The sequence below is a fragment of the Streptomyces sp. NPDC036822 genome (assembly GCF_055609145.1).
The window spans coordinates 59,161-76,957 of record NZ_JBVJPY010000022.1 but is presented as its reverse complement, the minus strand read 5'-3'; the positions used below and the strand labels follow the sequence as shown (position 1 = coordinate 76,957).

Annotated in this window: 17 protein-coding genes; 11 read left to right on the top strand and 6 right to left on the bottom strand. The window is 71.8% G+C overall.

The features are described from left to right. The first annotated feature begins 4 nt into the window (after window positions 1-4). The 4 genes from ACZ68P_RS32060 (at window position 5) to ACZ68P_RS32045 (ending at window position 4,574) form a co-directional block, all read left to right on the top strand. Entirely contained in the window at window positions 5-850 is an 846-nt protein-coding gene (locus tag ACZ68P_RS32060) for a Tat pathway signal sequence domain protein (RefSeq protein WP_471012423.1), read from the top strand. A gap of 258 nt (window positions 851-1,108) precedes the next feature. Continuing rightward, the gene (locus ACZ68P_RS32055) at window positions 1,109-2,410 is read left to right on the top strand and encodes a copper amine oxidase (RefSeq protein WP_471012422.1); all 1,302 of its coding nucleotides are present in this window, start codon (window positions 1,109-1,111) and stop codon (window positions 2,408-2,410) included. A gap of 108 nt (window positions 2,411-2,518) precedes the next feature. Further along, window positions 2,519-3,772: an SAV2148 family HEPN domain-containing protein gene (locus tag ACZ68P_RS32050; protein ID WP_365719765.1), complete on the top strand. Its 1,254-nt coding sequence runs from the start codon at window positions 2,519-2,521 to the stop codon at window positions 3,770-3,772. A 79-nt stretch (window positions 3,773-3,851) separates the two neighbouring features. After that, on the top strand, window positions 3,852-4,574 hold the full coding sequence (locus tag ACZ68P_RS32045) for an exonuclease domain-containing protein (protein WP_471012420.1): 723 nt from the start codon (window positions 3,852-3,854) through the stop codon (window positions 4,572-4,574). A 39-nt stretch (window positions 4,575-4,613) separates the two neighbouring features. On the opposite strand, the gene ACZ68P_RS32040 is transcribed toward ACZ68P_RS32045, so the two are convergent. Continuing rightward, window positions 4,614-5,477 carry a phosphotransferase enzyme family protein gene (locus ACZ68P_RS32040; RefSeq protein ID WP_471012418.1) on the bottom strand — a complete coding sequence of 288 codons (864 nt, stop codon included), beginning with the start codon at window positions 5,475-5,477 and terminating at the stop codon, window positions 4,614-4,616. Between the two features lie 158 nt (window positions 5,478-5,635). On the opposite strand from ACZ68P_RS32040, the gene ACZ68P_RS32035 reads away from it, so the two are divergent. From ACZ68P_RS32035 to ACZ68P_RS32005, 7 genes are all read left to right on the top strand, one after another. Continuing rightward, the gene (locus ACZ68P_RS32035) at window positions 5,636-6,565 is read left to right on the top strand and encodes a carbohydrate ABC transporter permease (protein WP_471012449.1); all 930 of its coding nucleotides are present in this window, start codon (window positions 5,636-5,638) and stop codon (window positions 6,563-6,565) included. Beyond that, on the top strand, window positions 6,562-7,401 hold the full coding sequence (locus tag ACZ68P_RS32030) for a carbohydrate ABC transporter permease (protein WP_471012416.1): 840 nt from the start codon (window positions 6,562-6,564) through the stop codon (window positions 7,399-7,401). Before ACZ68P_RS32035 ends, ACZ68P_RS32030 begins: the two co-directional genes overlap by 4 nt. Next, entirely contained in the window at window positions 7,401-8,696 is a 1,296-nt protein-coding gene (locus ACZ68P_RS32025) for an ABC transporter substrate-binding protein (RefSeq protein WP_471012415.1), read from the top strand. The genes ACZ68P_RS32030 and ACZ68P_RS32025 overlap by 1 nt, the downstream gene beginning before the upstream one ends. Before the next feature lie 43 nt (window positions 8,697-8,739). Continuing rightward, window positions 8,740-9,933 (top strand): macrolide-inactivating glycosyltransferase, encoded by a 1,194-nt coding sequence (gene mgt / locus ACZ68P_RS32020; protein ID WP_471012414.1) that lies wholly within the window; start codon window positions 8,740-8,742, stop codon window positions 9,931-9,933. A gap of 224 nt (window positions 9,934-10,157) precedes the next feature. Beyond that, window positions 10,158-11,360: a S8 family peptidase gene (locus ACZ68P_RS32015; RefSeq protein WP_471012412.1), complete on the top strand. Its 1,203-nt coding sequence runs from the start codon at window positions 10,158-10,160 to the stop codon at window positions 11,358-11,360. Between the two features lie 73 nt (window positions 11,361-11,433). Next, complete coding sequence (locus ACZ68P_RS32010) at window positions 11,434-11,988, top strand: DUF1697 domain-containing protein (protein WP_471012411.1); 555 nt, start codon at window positions 11,434-11,436, stop codon at window positions 11,986-11,988. A 78-nt stretch (window positions 11,989-12,066) separates the two neighbouring features. After that, the gene (locus ACZ68P_RS32005) at window positions 12,067-12,690 is read left to right on the top strand and encodes a mycothiol-dependent nitroreductase Rv2466c family protein (RefSeq protein ID WP_471012409.1); all 624 of its coding nucleotides are present in this window, start codon (window positions 12,067-12,069) and stop codon (window positions 12,688-12,690) included. 18 nt (window positions 12,691-12,708) lie between these two features. Here the strand turns inward: ACZ68P_RS32005 and ACZ68P_RS32000 are convergent, their stop codons facing one another. The 5 genes from ACZ68P_RS32000 to ACZ68P_RS31980 form a co-directional block, all read right to left on the bottom strand. Further along, window positions 12,709-13,443: a sirohydrochlorin chelatase gene (locus ACZ68P_RS32000; protein ID WP_471012408.1), complete on the bottom strand. Its 735-nt coding sequence runs from the start codon at window positions 13,441-13,443 to the stop codon at window positions 12,709-12,711. Window positions 13,444-13,450: 7 nt separating this feature from the next. After that, a complete protein-coding gene (locus ACZ68P_RS31995) occupies window positions 13,451-14,335 on the bottom strand; it encodes an ABC transporter permease (protein WP_471012406.1) in 885 nt (294 codons plus the stop codon). Next, entirely contained in the window at window positions 14,322-15,116 is a 795-nt protein-coding gene (locus tag ACZ68P_RS31990; protein ID WP_471012405.1) for an ABC transporter ATP-binding protein, read from the bottom strand. Before ACZ68P_RS31990 ends, ACZ68P_RS31995 begins: the two co-directional genes overlap by 14 nt. 33 nt (window positions 15,117-15,149) lie before the next feature. Further along, entirely contained in the window at window positions 15,150-16,256 is a 1,107-nt protein-coding gene (locus ACZ68P_RS31985) for an aliphatic sulfonate ABC transporter substrate-binding protein (RefSeq protein ID WP_471012403.1), read from the bottom strand. 188 nt (window positions 16,257-16,444) lie between these two features. Further along, window positions 16,445-17,797 (bottom strand): sulfate adenylyltransferase subunit 1, encoded by a 1,353-nt coding sequence (locus ACZ68P_RS31980; RefSeq protein ID WP_471012402.1) that lies wholly within the window; start codon window positions 17,795-17,797, stop codon window positions 16,445-16,447.

Here is a 17,797-nt window from a genome sequence, read left to right as displayed (position 1 = left end):
AAGTGTGTACGAATCAGTGCGCCGCCATCTGGGGAAGATGGTGGCGGGCACGGCCCTGGCGGTGACGGGAACCGCCGTCATGGTCGGGATCACCCTGCCCGGAACGGCGGGCGCCGACGACACGCCGAGGGCCGGGGTGTCCGGTGCGCGCGGCGCCGGATCCGAGGGAGCCTCCGGGGGCGGGGAAGCCGGCGCGGACGCGTCCGCCGGGACCGCGCCGGAGCCGGCGACTTTGGCCGTGGCGCCGCCCGAGGGGGAGAAGGGCGTGGGCACCGACCCGCTCACCGACGACGAGCTGAAGCGGGCGGAGGCGCTGGCACTGACCCCGCCGGCCCGGGCCGCGCGGCGCGACGTCGAGGGGGCGCGAGGGCCGCAGCACCTGGGCACCGAGCTGGCCGACCCGCGCCCGGAGGAGGCCGACGACCCCGCCGCCCCGCGCCGGGCGGAGGTGCGGTTCTACGACTACGAACGCGACGAGCTGATCACCCGGACCGTCAACCTCGCCACGGGGAAGGTCGAGAGCGCCGCCGCCCAGCGCGGGGTCCAGCCCTCGGCCCACCCCGAGGAGCTGCGCGAGGCCCTGGAGCTCATCCTGAGGAGCCCGCTGGGCAAGGGCGTCCGCGAGGACTACAAGGACGCCACCGGTAAGGCCCTGACCTCGGCCGACCAGCTCTGGTTCAACGGCGACGTCTACCGCCCCTACCGCGAGGCCGAGGTCCCCGCGCCGCTGGCCGCCTGCGGGGGGCACCGGTGCGTCCGCCTGGTCACCAAGATCCACAACGGGTCCTGGATCGACACACGGAACCTCGTCGTCGACCTCAGCGCCAGGACCGTGACCCGCGTGGGCTGATCCCGTCGCGTCGCCCGACCCGACCGACCCGTCGGATCCGGCCCGATCCGACGGGACCTGAACCGATCCGACTCGCGCCGGCCCGACCGACCCGCTCGGATCCGACCTGACCTGACCTGACCTGACCTGACCTGACCCGCGCCGTGGCGCCCGCCGACCGCCGTCGGCCGCTCTCCTCGGCCCGGGCCCGTCCCGCGCGGGCCGACCCCCCGCGCGTCCGTCCGCCTTCCGCACTTCCGTACGAGGGAGTTCGTCCTCATGTCCACGCCTTCGCTCTCGCGCGCCCGCAGGCACGGCGCCGCGCTCGCCGCGGCCGGTCTGCTCGCCACCGCCACGGCCGCCGCCGGCCCCGCGACGCCCGCCACCGCCGCGCCCGCCCCGCCCCGGCCCGACTGCTCCGCCGCCCACCGCATCGAGCAGAAGCTCGACGGCGGCACCACCTGGCGCATGTGCTGGCGCTACGACACCGACTCCGGCCTCGTCCTGGACAAGGTCACCTACCAGCCCAAGAGCGCGAGCGCCCCCATCCGCGTGCTCACCAGCGCGAAACTCGCCCAGATCCACGTGCCGTACGACGACGGCAACGCCGAGTACGACGACCTCACCGGCGCCGGGTTCGGCTGGGGCCTGCAGAACCTGAAGCCCGCCGAGTGCCCCGGCGGCACCCTCACCAGCGTGAAGGTGCCAGAGGTCGGCAAGGTCGACGGACTGTGCACCACCACCCGGGCCCGCGGCCACGCGTACCGCATGGCCAACGACGAGGGCACCAAGGTCTGGCAGTCCCAGGGCAAGGACCTGCTCGTCTACACCGTGAACAAGGTCGCCTGGTACGAATACATCACCGAATGGCGCTTCTCCTCCGACGGCACCATCGCCGCCAACGTCGGTGCCACCGGCAGCCTCTCGCCCTTCGACTACGACGCCACGGACGGCCGGGGCTGGCCCATCGGGGCGGGCTCCCGCGCCTACGCCACCAGCCACGCGCACAACGTCTTCTGGCGGCTCGACTTCGGCCTGGACGGCAGCGTCAGGGACCGCATCGAGCAGTACGACTCCAAGGTCACCGCACCCGGCGCCCAGGGCGGCGGCCCGACCGTGAAGACGACCCGCACCCCGGTCACCAAGGAACTCGCCGGAGACGCGAAGAACATGCGCTGGTGGCGGGTGGTCAGCGCGAACGGCAAGAACAAGGACGGCCACGCCCGCTCGTACGAGATCGTGCCCGGGCCCTCCAACACCCATGCCGGCCGCGGCTTCACCCGGCACGACATCTACTTCACCCAGAGCCGCGCCTGCGAGCAGTTCGCCAGCAACAACATCCTGCCGTGCGGCACCAACGCCCCCGACAGCGTGGACAAGTGGGTCAACGGCGAGACGCTGACCGACCCCGCCGTCTGGGTCAACATCGGGTTCCACCACATCGCCCGGGACGAGGACCAGCAGCCGATGCCGGTCCACTGGCAGGGCTTCCAGCTCGCGCCCCGGGACGTAACCGCTATGAATCCGCTCACTCCGGCTGATCTCGCCGGCCAGAACGGCGCTCCGAACCAGGGGAGTTGAGCGAGGAGCCTGACGATCCTGCTGCACCGCCTCCCGCTCCCGGAGTACCCTTCCTTGATCTTGTCGGACTGGTCAGACGGGCGTCCAGGAGCAGAAGGCGGTGCGCGGGTGAGCTCGGGAGGTCTGGAGCTGCCCCCAGGTGACGCGGGTCACGAGGGGAGTTCCCCCGACCCCGGCGCAGTGCCGCCCGGAGCGGTCTCCGTCGCCAGGCCGATGGAGATCGGGGCGGAGCTGGACTGGGACGCCGAAGCCTGGAGCGAGGTGCGCACCCGCGCCCAGCGGGCCGGACGCGCCTACATCTGGCTGAATCTCGTCGAGCAGCGGTTGCGAGCGGTCGTGGCGGCGGTGCTTCGGCCCGTGTACGAACCGGTCCACGGCGAGGAGTGGGTGGTGGCCGCGGCGGGCCCGGCCGGCCAGGAGTGGGTGCAGCGGGCGGTCGCGGTCCGGGAGGTGTCACGGCGCAAGGGGTACCTCCTCGACCCGGCCGACGACAACGTCCTCAGCTTCCTCACCCTCCCGCAGCTGCGGGAACTGGTGGTGCAGCACTGGCCCTGCTTCGAGCCGTACTTCGACGACCGGCGCGAGGTCGAACTCGCGCTGGACGAGCTGGAGGTGACGCGCAACGTCGTCTCCCGCAACCGGGCCCTCTCGCTTACCGTGCTCGCCCAGTCCGAGCGGGCCTCCGCCCGGCTCCTGGAGATCCTCGGGAGCGGGGCGGGCGTGCCGTCCGCCGACCGGCTGCCCGTCGACGCGGTCGAGGACCTCGTCGGCGACCGGTACGCCGACGTCGTCTCCGTCCACCCCGACCGGGTACGGCTCCAGCGGCAGCTGCCGGCCGAGGACCTCTTCGGCGGGGCCCGGCGCCTCGACGCCACCGGCATAGGCCTGAACCTGCTCGTGCAGAACTTCTCCGGGCGGCGGCTCGTCCGCCTGGCCGAGTCCGGCTGCCGGATACGGCTCCTCTTCCTCAACCCGGCCAGCAGCGCCGTGAAGCGGCGCGAGCGCGAACTCGGCCTGAAGAAGGGCGAGCTCAGCCGCTCGGTGGAGATGAACATCCTCCACATGAGGCGGGTCCGCTCGAAGCTGCGCGACCCCGGGGCCTTCCAGATCCACGTCTTCGACGAGACCCCGCGCTTCACCGCGTACCTCGTGGACGGTGACGGGGCGGACGGGGTCGCCGTCGTCCAGTCCTATCTGCGCCGGGCCCGGGGGATGGAGGCGCCGGTCCTCGTGCTGCGCGGGGGCGGACGGAACGTGGTGCGGGCCGGACGGCAGGACGGCCGGGACGCGGACCACGGACTCTTCGAGACATACCGGGAGGAGTTCGAGTCGGTGTGGCTCGACTCCCGTCCGGTCTCCTGAGCGGCCTCGAAGGAGGCGTTGTCAGTGGCGCGTGCGAGGGTGTTCAGCACCACGGGGGAGATCACGTAAGGAGGACCCGATGGCTTGGCATGGGGAAGAGCTGGTCGGATTCGACCTGGAGACGACCGGTACGGAGCCGCTGGAGGCGCGGATCGTGACGGCGTCGGTCGTCGGCGTCCACGGCGGACGGGTGGTGCGGCAGCGGGACTGGCTCGCCGATCCCGGCATCCGCATCCCGGCCCAGGCGTCGGCGATCCACGGCATCAGCAGTGAACGGGCCGCGGCCGAGGGGCGACCGGTGCGCGAGGTCGCCGACGAGATCGCCGAGACGCTGACCGGGTACTGGTCGAAGGGCGTCCCGGTCGTCGCGTACAACGCGGCCTTCGACCTGACGCTGCTCTCCGCAGAGCTGCGTCGCCACGGCCTGCCCTCGCTGGGCGAGCGGCTCGGCGGCGCCGCCACGGGACCGGTCATCGACCCGTACACCATCGACCGGGCCGTCGACCGGTACCGCCGGGGGAAGCGGACGCTGGAGGCGGTCTGCGGCGAGTACGGCGTGGTCCTCGAAGCGGCCCACCAGGCGGCCGCCGACGCCCTGGCCGCCGTGCGGGTGGCCGTCGCGATAGCCGACCGGCACCCGTCGGTGGCCGCCCTGACCCCCGCCGAGCTGCATGAGCGTCAGATCGGCTGGTACCGCGCCTGGGCGGAGGACTTCCAGGACTTCCTGCGCCGCAAGGGCAGCCCCGAGGCGGTCGTCGACCCGTCATGGCCCCTGCGGGAGCCGGTGCCCGTGACGCGCTGAGGCAGCCGGACCCCGGCTCGGGCCCCGCTCCGGGCTCCGTCAGAACGGGTACCAGCGGACCTCGGGGTCTCCGTCGCGCAGCGAGGCCACCCGGCGTTCGAACTCGGCCAGGGCCTTGGGGTCGGCGGGGGCGTGCTGGGCCACCCAGGCGCAGCTCGCGGTCTCCCGGGCCCCGCGCAGCACGGCGCACCCCTCCCACTCCCGGACGTCCCAGCCGTACGCCTCGGTGAACGCGTCGTAGGCGGCGGGGGCGAGGCCGTAGCGGTCGCGCGAGAGGGCCAGGACGACCAGGTCGTGCTCACGCAGGTCGGAGGAGAAGGTCTCCAGGTCGACCAGGACCGGGCCGTCGGGGCCGACGTGGACGTTGCGGGGCAGCGCGTCGCCGTGGATCGGGCCGGGCGTGAGGCGCGGGGTGAGGGCCGCCGCCGCCGGCGCGAAGGAGTCGCGGCGCTCCCGCAGGAAGGCCGCGTCGGCCGGGTCGACGGCGTCGCCCGCGAGCCGTAGCCACCGCTCCACCCCGCCGAGCAGCTCGCGCCGGGGGAGGGCGAAGGACAAGGGCTCCGCCAGGGCGTGGACCCGTCGGAGCAGCGGCGCCAGATCCCGTGGCTCGGCGGGCCGCACGGCCTCGGGCAGCCGGTGCCAGAGGGTGACCGGATGGCCGTCCACCAGAAGCGGTGCGGGCTCCGCCGCCCGTACCGCCGGGACGCCCGACTCCGCGAGCCAGTCGGCGAGCGCCAGCTCCCGTTCGGCACGGGCCAGCAGCTCCGCGTCCCGGCCGATCTTGATCACCAGGCCGCCCGCCGCGAAGACCGCGTTCTCGCCCAGCGCGAGCAGCGATGCCTCCGGCTCACGGGCCGGCAGCCCCGCGGCGGCCAGGATGTCCCGTGCCCGCGCCTCGTCCATGCGTCTCTCCGTCTCCGTCCGATGCCTGTGCGAATCAGCCAAAGTCTCGCATCGACGCAGGTGGCCTTGACGAACCGACGGCCCGTCAGGACCATGACGGAGCCCGCTGTGACGTCGCAAATGCCGTATCCGTCTCATAAGGGGTCTCATCTGTGAGTGTGGTGACCGCGCCGAAGCGGTCCGGCGGACCGGTGACCGCCGGCAGGGAGCCGGACCGGAGGCAGGGCTTCGGCGCCTGGTTCCTGGTGCTGCCGGCCCTCGTCCCGATCCTGGTCCTGAGCGTCGGCCCGCTCCTCTACGGCATCGCGCTCGCGTTCACCGACGCCCAGTCCGGCCGCACCCAGCCGACCCGGTGGGTGGGCACCCTCAACTTCCAGGACCTGCTGCACGACACACTCTTCTGGGAGTCGTTCCGGATCGGCCTCCTCTGGGCCGTCGGTGTCACCGTCCCGCAGTTCCTGCTGGCCCTCGGCCTCGCCCTCCTGCTCGACCAGAAGCTCCGCTTCCGATGGCTGGCCAGGGCGCTCGCGATCATCCCCTGGGCCATGCCCGAGGTCGTCGTCGGCATCATGTGGCGGCTGGTCTACAACCCCGACGCGGGCATCCTCAACGAGACGCTCCGCGATCTGGGCCTCGGCGACGGACGGGACTGGCTCACCGGTCTGGCGACCGCCCTGCCCGCCGTCGTCCTCGTCGGGGTGTGGGCGGGCATGCCCCAGACCACGGTCGCCCTGCTCGCCGGGCTCCAGAACACCCCGCACGAACTCCACGAGGCCGCCGCCCTGGACGGCGCGGGGGCCTGGCGCCGCTTCCGTACCGTCACCTGGCCCGCCCTCAGGCCCGTCGCCCTCGCCATCACCGCCCTCAATTTCATCTGGAACTTCAACTCCTTCGCCCTGGTCTACGTCCTGACCAACGGCGGACCCGGGGGCCGCACCCGGCTGCCGATGCTCTTCGCGTACGAAGAGGCCTTCCGCTACGGCCAGTTCGGCTACGCCGCCGCGATGGGGTGCGTGATGGTGGCCGTCATCTCGGTGCTCCTCGCCCTCTACCTCGTCGGACGGCTGAAGGGGGAGGAGGACCGGTGAGCCTCCGCACCAGCAGGCCCGCGCGCATCGGCCAGTACCTCGCGCTCCTCGCCTATCTCGTCTTCCTCGCGTTCCCGTTCCTGTGGCTGGTCTCCACCGCCTTCAAGCCCGCCCCCGAACTGGCCTCGCTGCACCCCACCTGGATCCCCGAGGACCCCACCCTGGCCAACTTCCGGCAGGCCTTCGACGAACAGCCCCTGCTGCGGGCCGCCGGGAACAGCCTCGTCGCCGCGGTCTGCGCCGCCCTCATCGCCGTCGTCGTCGCCACGCCGATGGCCTACGTGATGGCGCGCCACCGGAGCCGGCTCACCACCGCCGCCACGGGCTGGGTCGTGGTCAGCCAGGCGTTCCCGTTCGTCCTCGTGATCATTCCGCTCTTCCTCGTCCTGAAGAACCTCCACCTGATCAACAGCCTGGCCGGGCTGGTCATGGTGTACGTCGTCTGGTCGCTGCCGTTCGCCCTGTGGATGCTGGTGGGGTACGTCCGGGCGGTCCCGGCCGAGCTGGAGGAGGCCGCCGCCGTCGACGGCGCGGGCAGGCTCCGGACCCTCGTCTCGGTCACCGCCCCACTGCTCGCCCCGGGCATCGTCGCCACCGCGCTCTTCGCCTTCGTCACCGCGTGGAACGAGTTCTTCTTCGCGCTCGTCCTGCTCAAGACCCCGGAGAAGCAGACCTTGCCGGTCGTCCTCACCCACTTCCTCGGCGCCGAGGGCGTCGCCGACCTCGGCCCGCTGGCCGCGGCGGCCTTCCTCGCCACGATCCCCTCGCTCGTCCTCTTCGCGGTCATCCAGAAGCGGATCACCGGCGGGATGTTCACCGGGGCGGTGAAGTCCTGATGCGCGGGCGTGCGGTCACCGCCGCGGCCGCCGTGCTGGCCCTGCTGCTGACCGGCTGCGCCTCGGAGGGGGACCGGAAGGACGGGAAGGTCCGGCTCCGCTTCCAGTCCCTCGCCTGGCAGCAGGAGTCCGTCGACGCCAACAAGGAGCTGGTGGCGGAGTGGAACGCCGCCCACCCCGGCATCCAGGTCGACTACGTCCAGGGCAGCTGGGACTCGGTCCACGACCAGCTCCTCACCTCCTTCGAGGGCGGCGAGGCGCCCGACATCATCCACGACGCCTCCGACGACCTGGCCGACTTCGCCTACGGCGGCTACCTCGCCGATCTGACCGGCCTCCTCCCCGCGCGGCTGCGCGCCGACATCCCCGCGCACAGCTGGCGGACGACCACCTTCGGCAAGGGGATCTACGGCGTGCCGTTCCTCCAGGAACCGCGCATGATCATGGCGAACAAGAAGATCCTCGACTCCTCCGGTGTCCGGATCCCGACCCCGGAGAAGCCGTGGAGCTGGGAGGAGTTCCGGAAGGTCGCCAAGGACCTGACGGCGAGCATGGGGAAGGGGAGGTACGCGGTCGCGTGGCCGCTCAAGGAGCCGGTCTCCGTCAGCCTCAACCTGGGCCTCTCGGCCGGCGGGCAGCTGTTCCACCGCGGCGAGGACGGCAAGGTCACCGTCCGCTTCACCGAGGCCGACGGCGTGGTGCCCGGCACCATCCACGACCAGGTCGGCACCGACCGCACGGCCTCGCGGTCCACGCTCGGCTCGGGCGGCTCGGACACCCTGCCGGGATTCTTCGGCGGTACGTACGCGATGGTCCCGCTCGGGTTCTCGTACCGGCAGCAGATCACCCAGCAGGCGCCGAAGGGCTTCGAGTGGATCGTCCTGCCCGCCCCGGCGGGGAAGGACGGCCTCGCGCAGGGCGTCAGTCCGCAGACGCTCTCGATCGCCGAGGACAGCCCGCACAAGAAGGAGGCCGCCCTCTTCCTCGACTTCTTCCTCCAGCCGCGGAACATGGTCCGCCTCGCACGGGGTGACTGGATGCTGCCCACCGGCACGGCGGCGCTCGCCGACCCCTCCCTGCACACCCCCAAGGACGGCTGGGCCACCGGAGCGGCGGTGGCGCGGCGGCTGCGGCCGGCGCCGGCGCAGTCGGTGCGGGGCTACGCCGAGTGGAAGGACAAGGTGGCGACGCCGGCGTTCCAGGAGTACTTCAGCGGGGCGATCGGCGCCGACGAGCTGCGCGAACGGCTGGAGAAGGACGGCAATCTGGTGCTGGCCCGCTATCAGCGCGACTGAAACCGACTGGACGAGACGTCTCGTCTCGTTTAGGCTCGCGGTCATGACCACCACCCCGCGCGCCCATGTCGCCATGTTCTCCATCGCCGCCCACGGCCACGTCAACCCCAGCCTCGAGGTGATCCGGGAGCTCGTCGACCGTGGGTACCGCGTCAGCTACGCCATCCCCGCGGCCTTCGCCGAGAAGGTCGCGGCGACCGGGGCCACCCCCGTCGTCTACACCTCCACGCTGCCCACCGACGACGACCCGGACGCCTGGGGAACCGAGCTGATCGACAACATCGAGCCGTTCCTGGACGACGCGATCCAGGCGCTGCCCCAGCTCGCCGGGGTCTTCGACGCCGACCGTCCCGATCTCGTCCTGCACGACATCACGTCGTACCCCGCGCCGGTCCTCGCCCACCGCTGGGGCGTGCCCGCCGTCGGACTCTGGCCGAATCTCGTTCCCTGGGAGGGGTACGAGGAGGAGGTCGCCGAGCCCATGTTCGCCGGACTCAAGGCATCCGAGCGGGGCAAGGCGTACTACGCGCGGTTCACGTCCTGGCTCGCCGAACACGGCGTCGACACGCACCCCGACCGGCTCGTCGCACGCCCCCGGAAGGCGCTCGTGCTCATCCCGCGGGCGCTTCAGCCGCACGCCGACCGGGTCGACGCGGCCGTCTTCACGTTCGTCGGCGCCTGCCAGGGGGAGCGGGCGGAGCCGGGGGAGTGGCGGCGCCCTTCCGGTGCGGAGAAGGTGCTCCTGGTCTCCCTGGGCTCCGCCTTCACCAAGCAGCCGGACTTCTACCGTGCGTGCGCCGAGGCCTTCGCCGGCCTGCCGGAGTGGCACGTCGTCCTGCAGATCGGCCGGTTCGTCGACCCCGCCGAACTCGGCGACCTGCCGGCCAACGTCGAGGTGCGGTCGTGGGTACCGCAACTGGCCGTCCTCAGGCAGGCGGACGCGTTCATCACGCACGCCGGCGCCGGCGGCAGCCAGGAGGGCCTGGCCACCGCCACGCCGATGGTCGCGGTCCCGCAGGCCGTCGACCAGTTCGGCAACGCCGACATGCTCCAGTCCCTCGGGGTGGCCCGGCACCTGCCGATGGAAGAGGTGACGCCGGAGGCGCTGCGCGAGGCCGTGCTCTCCCTGACCGGCGACCCCGAAGTGGCCCGGCGGGCCCGGGAGATCCAGGTGGGCATGGCCGGTGAAGGCGGCACGCGACGGGCCGCCGACCTCATCGAGGCCGAACTCCGCTGAGAGGGAAGGCGACGAAGGCCCCCGGGTGAACCGGGGGCCTTACGCATGGCCCGAGTTGGGCGGAAGTGTCGCACTTGTTATTAAGAAAGCTTGTTGAATAAGTCATAGGTGTGTGAAGGCCTTGATTTGCACTCGTCAATCGGTCAGGGTTTCGAACCAGCTACCGGAGAGTTTCCTTCCAGTGGCCCAACCCCCCACAAATCCTGACGAGGAGCCCCCTCTTCATGGCAACACACAAGCGCATCCGCAGGACGAAGCTCGTCGTCGTCGCCACCGCGATAGCGGCCGCGACCGGCGTCACCGCCCTCACCACCCCGTTCGCGGGCGCGGCCCCCGCTCCCGCCGAGGGAACGGTGTTCGGGCTCGGTGTCGAAGGCGCGGTCGCCGGAAGCTACATCGTTCTGCTGGACGAGAAGGCCGACAAGGGCAAGCTGGCCGAGGAGTACGGCGGCACCCTGCGCCGCAGCTACGACTCGGCCGTCAACGGCTTCTCCGTCAACGGCATGTCGGAGACCGAGGCCAAGCGCCTCGCCGCTGACCCGGCCGTCGCCAAGGTCGTGCAGAACAAGAAGTTCACCATCAACGCCACCCAGGAGAACCCGCCTTCCTGGGGCCTCGACCGGGTCGACCAGGCCGAGACCGCCGGGGACGCGAAGTACACCTACCCCGACAAGGCCGGTGAGGGCGTCACCGCCTACGTCATCGACACCGGAGTCCGCATCACCCACAAGGACTTCGAGGGCCGCGCGGCCGACGGCTTCGACGCCGTCGACAACGACGACACGGCCCAGGACGGCAACGGCCACGGCACGCATGTGGCCGGCACCATCGCCGGATCCACCTACGGCATCGCGAAGAAGGCGAAGATCGTCGCGGTCCGCGTCCTCGACGACGCCGGATCCGGCACCACCGAGCAGGTCGTCGCCGGCATCGACTGGGTCACCCAGAACCACCAGGGCCCGTCCGTCGCCAACATGAGCCTCGGCGGGGGCGCCGACCCGGCCCTCGACGAGGCCGTCAAGAAGGCCATCGCCTCCGGTGTCACCTTCGGCGTCGCCGCCGGCAACGAGTCCTCCGACGCCGGTCAGGGCTCCCCCTCCCGCGTCCCCGAGGCGATCACCGTGGCCTCCTCGACGAAGACCGACGAGCAGTCCGACTTCTCCAACTTCGGCTCCGTCGTCGACCTCTACGCCCCGGGCTCCGAGATCGCCTCGGCATGGAACGACAGCGACACCGGGACGAAGACCATCTCCGGCACGTCGATGGCGACCCCGCACGTGGTCGGCGCCGCCGCCGTCTACCTCGCCGGACACCCCGACGCCACCCCGGACCAGGTGGCCCAGGCCCTGGTCGGCGGCGCCACCGCCGACAAGATCACCAACCCCAGCCAGGGCACCGCCAACAAGCTGCTCAAGATCGTCGAGTAGCGGCTCCCCTCGCGTGACCGGCGGCCGCCGCGCCCTCCCCCACGGGGCGCGGCGGCCGTCTTATGGTGTGCGCATGACGACGACCTATGCCGCCCTGCTCCGCGGGATCAACGTGAGCGGCCACCGCAAAGTCCCCATGGCCGAACTCCGTTCGCTCCTCGAGGAGCTCGGCCACCGGGACGTCCGCACCTATCTGCAGAGCGGCAACGCCGTCTTCACCACCGACGCCGACGACCGGAGCGAGGACGCGCTCCGCCAGGCCCTCGAAGACGCCGTCGAGCGGCACTTCGGCTTCCGTGTCGACTGTCTGGTGCGCGACGCGGACTACCTCGCCGCCGTCGCCGACGCCTGCCCCTTCCCCGCCGCCGAGCTGGAGGGCAAGCAGCTCCACGTCACGTACTTCTCCGAGCGGGTCGACCCCGAACGGCTCGCCGGAATCGACCAGGCCGCCTTCCTGCCCGAGGAGTTCCGGCTCGGCGACCGCGCCCTCTACCTCTACGCCCCCGACGGCCTCGGCCGGTCGAAGCTCGCCGAGGCGCTCTCCCGGCCCGGCCTCACCAAGGGCATCGTCGCCACCTCGCGCAACTGGAACACCGTGGCCAAGCTGGTGGAGATGACGCGCGCCTGACCGCCCGCGATTGGCCCAGTTGACGGAGTCGCGAATGGCCCGCCGATCCGGCGGGCCCGCTGGCTAGGCTCACGTCACATGACGACCGAGACGCAGCCCAGGACCGCCGTCGACTTCTACTTCGACCCCGCCTGCCCCTTCGCCTGGATCGCCTCCCGCTGGATGCTGGAGGTGGAACGGCACCGCGACATCGACCTGCGGTTCCACGTGATGAGCCTGTACTTCCACAACGTCGGCAACGACCTGCCCGACTGGTACAGGGAGCTCGTCGACAAGTCCATAGGCCCGGTCCGGGTCGCGGTCGCGGCGGCCGAGAAGCACGGCGAGGAGATCCTGCGCCCGCTCTACACCGCGTACGGCACCCGCATCCACAACGAGAAGCAGACCGACTTCGACGCCGTGATCGCCGAGTCGCTGGCCGAGGTCGGCCTGCCGGCCGAGCTGGCCGCGGCCGCGCACGACGAGGGGTACGACGAGGCGGTCCGCCGCAGCCACGACGCGGGCAAGGACCCCGAGGCGGACGGCTACGTCGGCACCCCGACCCTCCACCTCGACGGAACCGCCTGGTTCGGACCGGTCCTCCGGGCCGTCCCGCGCGGCGAGAAGGCGGCCGAGCTGTTCGACGGCTTCCGGGTGCTCGCCGGCCACTCCGACCTGTTCGAGATCAAGCGGACCCGCACCGGCGGCCTGGACTTCAGCTGACCGACCAGGGCCCGGACCTCAGCCGGCCGCCACAAGACCGGCCGCGGTCCGCGCCTCGTCGTAGCGAGCGGTCAGCAGCCGTGCCAGCTCCGGTGCCGGACCGAGGACGCCGGCCAGGACGTCGGCGTCGGCCGCACCCGCCGCGATGCGGTCCGGGAGCCGGCCCGGGGCGATGACGTACGGGGCCACCGCCACCCGGCGGACGCCGTCGGCGCGCAGGGCGCGGACGGCGTCCTCGGTCCGGGGAAGGGATGCGGAGGCGAACGCAGGCCGCACGGAGCACCAACCGGTGCGCCGCAGCTCCCGCGCTGTTTCGGCGATCACTGCGATCGCCTCCGGGTCAGAGGAGCCCGCCGAGGCCAGGACGACCCCGGTCGTGCTCTTGTCGGCGGGCCCGAGGCCAGCCTCGTACAGCCGCCGTTCCACCGCCGACACCAGCAGCGGGGACGGTCCGAGGACCTCCGCCTGCCGGATGCGCAGGCCGGCGGGGGCCTGGCGCAGGACGGCGGGGATGTCGGCCTTGGCGTGGAAGGCCCGGGTCAGCAGCAGCGGCAGCGCCACCACCTCCCGGACCCCTTCGGCGGCCAGGGCCCCGAGGACCCCCGGCACCGACGGGAGGTTGAAGTCCAGGAACGCCGTCTCCACCCGCAGCCCCGGCCGCAGCGACCGCGCGCGGCGCACCAGCGCGTGCACGGTCGCGGCGTGCCGCGGATCGCGGCTGCCGTGGGCGACGACGAGCAGGACGGGGTTCATGGGGCCCTCAGCTCCGGGCCAGCAGACCGCGGCTGCGCAGGACCGAGCGCTCCAGCGGGCTGAAGATCAGGAGGTCGATGGCGATGCCGACGACCAGGATCAGGATGATGGCGAGGAAGATCCCCGGCATGTCGATGTTGTTGCGGCCGTTCTCCAGCAACTGGCCGAGTCCCAGGCCCAGTTCCGGGGAGGACGCGATGATCTCGGCGGCCATCAGCGACCGCCAGGAGAACGCCCAGCCCTGCTTCAGACCCGCCAGATAGCCGGGGAGCGCGGCCGGCATCACGATGTGCCAGGCGCCCTTCAGTCCCGTCGCGCCGAGCGTCTGCCCGGCCCGCAGGAACAGCGGCGGGACCTGGTCGACACCGGCCACCAGACCGTTGGCGATCGAGGGGACCGCGCCCAGCAGGATCACCGCGTACATCATCTGGTCGTTGAGGCCGATCCAGAGCACCGCGGGGGCGACCCAGGCGACCGAGGGCAGCGACTGCAGACCGGACAGGACCGGGCCGATCGCCGCGCGGACGAATTTCACGCGGGCGACGAGCAGGCCCAGCGGCGTACCGATGGCGAGCGCCATCAGGAAGCCGAGCAGGGCCCGGGACACGCTCGTCCAGAGGACGTCGAGGAGCGTGCCCTCCAGCCACATCGTGGTCAGGCTGTCCCAGACGGCGGACGGCGGCGGCAGCTTGAACTCGTCCGTGACCTTGGCGGTCACCAGAAGCTGCCACACCACAAGCACCAGTGCGACGGCGAGGACGGGCGGCAGCACCTTCTTCAGCAGGACCTCGCGGACCGGCGTACGGCTGACCTGCACCGCGTCGAGCGCGTCGAGGCCCGCTTCCAGGCCGGCCAGGTCGTCGGCCTTGGTGGTCGTGTCAGTGCTGGCCATGACGGCGGATCTCCCCACGCAGTTCTTCGGTGATCTCGACGGAAAGCTCCGCCACGGCGGCGTCCTCGATGCGGCGCGGCTGCGGGATGTCGATGGTCCACTCCCGGGCGATCCGGCCCGGGCGGGACGAGAGCAGCACCACGCGCTCGGCCAGCCGCACGGCTTCGCGCACGTTGTGCGTCACGAACAGCACCGACAGGTTCGTCTCGCGCCAGATCCGGGTCAGCTCGTCGTGCAGCACGTCACGGGTGATGGCGTCGAGCGCGGCGAACGGCTCGTCCATCAGCAGCAGGTCGCTGTCCTGGGCGAGCGCCCTGGCCAGGGCCACCCGCTGGCGCATGCCGCCGGACAGCTCGTGCACCCGCTTGCCGTACGAGCCGCGGAGCCGGACCAGCTCCAGCAGGCGCTCCGCCTCCGGGCGGCGCTCGGCCTTCGGGACGCCGCGCAGCCGAAGCGCCAGTTCGATGTTCTTGCCCGCGGTCAGCCACGGGAAGAGGGCGTGCTCCTGGAACATCAGGGCCGGCCGTCCGCCGGGGGTCTCGATCGACCCCGCCGACGGCCGGTCGAGCCCGGCGACCAGGTTGAGCAGCGTGGACTTCCCGCAGCCCGAGGCCCCCAGGAGGGTGACGAACTCGCCCGGGGCGACATCGAGCGTGATGTCGTCGAGGACGAGCTGCGGACCCGTGGGTCCGCCGAAGGACTTCGATACATGCGCGATCCGGGCGGCATGGGTCACCGCCGCACGGTCCTCGGCCTTGGCGAGCGTCGCGGTCGTGGCCATGGTCGTCACCTCCTGGGAACTCGGCTGGTTGGTTTACTTGACGCCGAGACCGGCGTCGGCGAACTCGGGCTGCCCCGCGGCCTTGCGGACCTCGTTGAGCGGCTTCAGGTCGTAGATGCCGCTCAGGTCGGGCCGCTGGAGGAGGCCGGCCTTCACCGCGTGGTCCGCCTGGGCCTGGAGCGTGGCGGCCAGCGGGTCGTCGGTGAACCGGATCGACGGCCAGGCGGCGTCGATCACGTCGGCCGCGAGCGGCTTGCCCGTGAGGTCCTTCAACCGGGCGTTCGCCGACGCCTTCGCCTTGTCCGGGTGGGCGTTGATCCACGCGTTGGTCTTCACCGAACCGCGCAGGACGGCCTCGACGACGTCCGGGTGCTCGGTGAGGAACTTCTGCGACACGATGATGTTCGTGATCACGAACTTCTTGTCGGGCCACAGCGTCGACTCGTCGAGCAGGACCTTCGCGCCCTCGGTGACCAGCTTCGAGGCGGTCGGTTCCGGCACCCAGGCGCCGTCGATGGCGCCGGAGGTGTAGGCGTTCGGGGTCACCTTGTTGTCCGTGCGGACCACGGAGACGTCGCCCTTGCCGCTCTGGGCGTCGACCTTCCAGCCCTTCTCGGAGATCCAGTTGAGGAAGGCGACGTCCTGGGTGTTGCCGTGCTGCGGGGTGGCGATCCTCTTGCCCTTGAGGTCGTCCAGGGTCTTGATCTTGTCCGGGTTGACCACGAGCTTCACGCCGCCGGAGGCCGAGCCTGCGACGATGCGCAGGTTCTTGCCCTGGGACTTGGTGTAGCCGTTGATCGCGGGGGAGGGGCCGATGAACCCGATGTCGATCGAGTCGGCGTTGAGCGCCTCGATCTCGGACGGGCCGGCGTTGAAGGTCGAGACCTCGAGCCGCGTGCCGCCCAGCTCCTTCTGCAGGATGCCTTCCTGGTCGCCCACCAGGGCCGTGGCGTGGGTCAGGTTCGGGAAGTAACCGAGCCGCACCTTGTCGGCCGAGAGCTTCGCGCCCTCGGCGGCCACCTTCTTCTGGTCGTTCTTGGCCTGGGAGCCGTAGCCGCACGAGGCGAGCGCGCCGATCAGCAGCGGCAGGGCCGCGGCGGCGGCGAGCGAGCGGCGCAGGGTGGTACGGGAGGCAGGCACGGTTCCCCTCAGGGTCTTCGAAGTTCTCGTCGTCTATGTCGTGCGGGGTGGAGCGGGACAGCGCCGCGTACCCGCGGCGTGGACGTCAGCACGCACATCGCCCGACTCCTCCCCGGCCCGCGCCGAGGGCGCCGGAACCCACCCGGCCGCCCTCCTTGGCGAAGGTGGCGTAGACGTCCTGTCGCATGTCAGAAGTCCCAGCCCTCGTCGGAGGTGGCGTCCGCCACGGGCAGCGCCTTGGCGGTGGCGAAGGACTCGCCCGCCATGCCGGCGGCGAGCGTGGTGCCGTCCGCGGGGTCGATCAGCAGGAACGAGCCGGTACGCCGGGAGTCCACGTACGCGTCCAGCGCGAGCGGCTCGGCGGTGCGGACCCTCACCCGGCCTATGTCGTTGGCGACGAGCTGCCCCGGCTCGGGGTGCTGGGAGAGGTCGTCCAGGGTCAGCCGGGACGGGATCTCCTTGACGATCGCCTTGACCGTGCGGGTCGTGTGCTTCAGGAGCACCCGCTGGCCCACCGTCAGCGGCTGGTCGGCCACGTGGCAGACGGTCGCCTCGACGTCCTGGCTGGTCGCCGGGGCGTCACCGCTGGGGGCCAGCAGGTCGCCGCGGGAGATGTCGATGTCGTCGGCCAGGCGGATGGTGACCGACTGCGGGGCCCACGCGATGTCCACGGGCTCGCCCAGCGCGTCGATCGCCGTGATCGTGGACGTCCTGCCCGACGGCAGGACGGTGATCTCCTCGCCGACCCGGAACGCGCCGGCCGCGATCTGACCGGCGTACCCGCGGTAGTCCGGGTGCTCGGCGGTCTGCGGGCGGATCACGTACTGCACCGGGAAGCGGGCGTGGCAGGCCGTCAGGTCATGGCTGACCGGGACGGTCTCCAGGTGCTCCAGGACGGTCGGGCCGCCGTACCAGTCCATGTTCGCGGACGGCTCCACGACGTTGTCGCCGGCCAGCGCCGAGATCGGGATCGCGGTGATCTCCGGGACGCCCAGCTCGGAGGCGTACGTCGTGAACTCCTCGGCGATCGCGGCGAAGACGGGCTCGGCGTAGTCGACGAGGTCCATCTTGTTCACGGCGAGGACGACGTGCGGCACGCGCAGCAGCGCGGCGACCGCGGCGTGCCGGCGGGTCTGCTCGACGACGCCGTTGCGGGCGTCGACCAGGACCACGGCCAGCTCGGCGGTCGAGGCGCCGGTCACCATGTTCCGGGTGTACTGCACGTGCCCGGGGGTGTCGGCGAGGATGAACCGGCGGCGTGCCGTGGCGAAGTAGCGGTAGGCCACGTCGATGGTGATGCCCTGCTCGCGCTCGGCCCGCAGCCCGTCGGTGAGCAGCGCGAGGTCCGGGGCCTCCTGGCCGCGCTTGAGGGACGCGGCCTCGACGGCCTCCAGCTGGTCGGTGAGGACCGACTTGGAGTCGTGGAGGAGCCGGCCCACCAGGGTGGACTTGCCGTCGTCGACGGAGCCGGCGGTGGCGAAGCGCAGCAGGGTGGTCGCCGAGACGTCGGCGAACTGCTCGGTCGTGCTCGTGCTCGTCAT

Bases quoted from the DNA above. Each gene is read 5' to 3' on its own strand.
- ACZ68P_RS32055 (WP_471012422.1), top strand. From the start codon at position 1,109: ATGTCCACGCCTTCGCTCTCGCGCGCCCGCAGGCACGGCGCCGCGCTC.
- ACZ68P_RS32045 (WP_471012420.1), top strand. From the start codon at position 3,852: ATGGCTTGGCATGGGGAAGAGCTGGTCGGATTCGACCTGGAGACGACC.
- ACZ68P_RS32040 (WP_471012418.1), bottom strand. From the start codon at position 5,477: ATGGACGAGGCGCGGGCACGGGACATCCTGGCCGCCGCGGGGCTGCCG.
- ACZ68P_RS32025 (WP_471012415.1), top strand. From the start codon at position 7,401: ATGCGCGGGCGTGCGGTCACCGCCGCGGCCGCCGTGCTGGCCCTGCTG.
- mgt (WP_471012414.1), top strand. From the start codon at position 8,740: ATGACCACCACCCCGCGCGCCCATGTCGCCATGTTCTCCATCGCCGCC.
- ACZ68P_RS32015 (WP_471012412.1), top strand. From the start codon at position 10,158: ATGGCAACACACAAGCGCATCCGCAGGACGAAGCTCGTCGTCGTCGCC.
- ACZ68P_RS32010 (WP_471012411.1), top strand. From the start codon at position 11,434: ATGACGACGACCTATGCCGCCCTGCTCCGCGGGATCAACGTGAGCGGC.
- ACZ68P_RS32005 (WP_471012409.1), top strand. From the start codon at position 12,067: ATGACGACCGAGACGCAGCCCAGGACCGCCGTCGACTTCTACTTCGAC.
- ACZ68P_RS32000 (WP_471012408.1), bottom strand. From the start codon at position 13,443: ATGAACCCCGTCCTGCTCGTCGTCGCCCACGGCAGCCGCGATCCGCGG.
- ACZ68P_RS31995 (WP_471012406.1), bottom strand. From the start codon at position 14,335: ATGGCCAGCACTGACACGACCACCAAGGCCGACGACCTGGCCGGCCTG.
- ACZ68P_RS31990 (WP_471012405.1), bottom strand. From the start codon at position 15,116: ATGGCCACGACCGCGACGCTCGCCAAGGCCGAGGACCGTGCGGCGGTG.
- ACZ68P_RS31980 (WP_471012402.1), bottom strand. From the start codon at position 17,797: ATGACGAGCACGAGCACGACCGAGCAGTTCGCCGACGTCTCGGCGACC.